2 protein-coding genes are annotated in these 2248 nt (G+C 48.9%); one reads left to right on the top strand and one right to left on the bottom strand.

Annotation, left to right across the window (positions count from 1 at the left end; translation table 11 throughout):
• Window positions 1–277 precede the first annotated feature (277 nt).
• A complete protein-coding gene (locus tag RMO52_RS09755; protein ID WP_309744390.1) occupies window positions 278–1570 on the top strand; it encodes a glutamate-5-semialdehyde dehydrogenase in 1293 nt (430 codons plus the stop codon).
• Between the two features lie 81 nt (window positions 1571–1651).
• On the opposite strand, the gene RMO52_RS09750 is transcribed toward RMO52_RS09755, so the two are convergent.
• Window positions 1652–2005 (bottom strand): DUF1257 domain-containing protein, encoded by a 354-nt coding sequence (locus RMO52_RS09750; protein WP_015161237.1) that lies wholly within the window; start codon window positions 2003–2005, stop codon window positions 1652–1654.
• Window positions 2006–2248 lie beyond the last annotated feature (243 nt).

The raw sequence follows: 2248 nt of genomic DNA, 5'->3' as shown, positions 1-2248 counted from the left end.
GTCAGTATCCGCGATGTCTATCGCGTCCTCCAACAGCGAAAAAAATAATTACTCACATCTTGCATCAAAACAAAGTTACTGGTGTTCTGGTGGATAGTGAATAGTGAATAGTGAATAGTAGATAGTTTTAGTACTCAAGAGTAGGTACTCCACAGCCAGTAACTGAGCGGTAGCCGCACCCAAAGCCTAAAGCCCAAAGCCTAAAACCTAAAACCCAAAACCTAAAACCCAAAGCCTAAAGCCCAAAGCCTAAAGCCCAAAGCCTAAAGCCTAATGTATGTTGACAGAAATTGCCCAAAACACCCGACTAGCCGCCCAACACCTGGCTAATCTCTCGGCTGATGCCAAAAACATCGCGATCGAATTAATTGCCACATCGCTAGAAAGTAGTGCTGAGGCGATCGTCGCGGCAAATGCCAGCGACTGTCAAGCAGCTCAAGCCGAAATCGCCCCCGCTCTCTACGCACGGCTCAAACTAGATGCCACCAAACTCAAGGGCGCAATCCTCGGCGTGCGCGACGTGGGTAAATTAGCCGATCCAGTGGGTCAAATTCAGATTCATCGCACTCTCGACACCGGACTGGTTTTGCAGCGGACGAGCTGCCCGGTAGGGGTCTTAGGTGTGATCTTTGAAGCGCGTCCCGATGCGGTAATTCAGATTGCTAGCTTGGCAATTAAGTCGGGCAATGGGGTAATTTTAAAAGGTGGCAAAGAAGCGATCGCTTCTTGCACTGCCCTAGTCGCGGCAATTAAAGCCGGGTTAGCTCGCTCGGAAGTTAGTCCCGATGTCATTCAACTATTGACGACTCGATCGGAAACTAGCGAATTACTCAAATTAGACCGCTATGTGGATCTGATTATCCCGCGCGGTTCCAATGAATTTGTCAAATACGTTCAAGATAATACCCGGATTCCCGTCCTCGGACATGCGGATGGGATCTGTCACCTATACATCGACAGCGCAGCAGATTTCGACCGGGCGATCGCGATCGCCATCGACTCCAAAACCCAGTATCCCGCAGCCTGTAACGCGATCGAAACCCTCCTCATTCACCAATCGATCGCCGAAACATTCTTACCACTGGTCGTCGATCGATTGCAGGCGCACGGTGTCGAAATCAGACTAAGCCAACTCGGACATGAAATTCTCGGTCATCATGGCGATCTGACGATCGATCTGGCGATCGCCACTGATTGGGCGACTGAATATAGCGACCTGATTCTCGCCATCCAAATCGTCCCCGATCTCGATGGGGCAATTACCCACATCAATACTTACGGCTCGCGCCACACCGATTGTATCGTTACCGAAGATCCTGACGCTGCTAAAATATTTCTCGATCGCATCGATGCAGCCAATGTCTTTCACAATTGCTCGACTCGCTTTTCCGATGGGTTCCGCTATGGTTTCGGCGCAGAAGTCGGCATCAGTACCCAAAAGATGCCCCCACGCGGCCCAGTCGGCTTAGAAGGATTGATAACTTATAAATATCAACTTCAGGGCACTGGACAGATTGTAGCTACCTATGCTGGCGAGAATGCCAAACCGTTTACGCATCAGGACTTGTAATTGGTTGATAACTAAACGATAAAAAGGGGTCGATCTGATTAAAGATCGACCCCTTTCATTTGGGAATGGGTAGAACAAGTCCTACTGGAGAACCAAGGTAACATTGGCGTTTTGGAGACCACCACGTTGTTGGACTTCAGATAGAGTTTTGTTTACTGCATACTTTTGGTTGATTGAGTTGATTAACTCAGTTTGGTTGTGCTTTTTGGCGACGCCCCAAAGATCGGCGATTAAGTCAAAAGAACCATCAGCATTGCGAGACCAACCGAGATCGTATTCGCCTTCTAAAATGGCGACGATATCAGCGCGGACGCGTTGACCTTGGTAGCCACGTAAATCGGTTTCAGTCTTAACATTGATACCGAGATCGCGCAAAGAAGTTTTGAGGATTTCAGCGTCAGTGATTTTGGTACGGAGAGTGCTAAAGTGAGACATATCGGTTTCCTCGAATAGTATTGAGTTAGGCGAAACGACAACTTGAACTGTTAGGGCACACGATCGGGTTTGTCAGTCAATCGTGTTCGGTCTCCTTGCTAGTGTCGATAGATTAAGTATTCCCCAATCCTATCCACTAGCACCTTGACTCCGATAATCGGAGCAAGCTTGTTAAAACTCCAGTCGGTGATATTCCGCGACTGAGGCAGCGGCGGGACGCGCTCGCTGTCTTGCCCAATCTCG

The sequence above is a fragment of the Chamaesiphon sp. OTE_8_metabat_110 genome, assembly GCF_031382685.1.
GTDB lineage: Bacteria > Cyanobacteriota > Cyanobacteriia > Cyanobacteriales > Chamaesiphonaceae > Chamaesiphon.
Note: the sequence above shows the minus strand (reverse complement) of the source record. Positions and strands in the feature narration are given on the sequence as shown.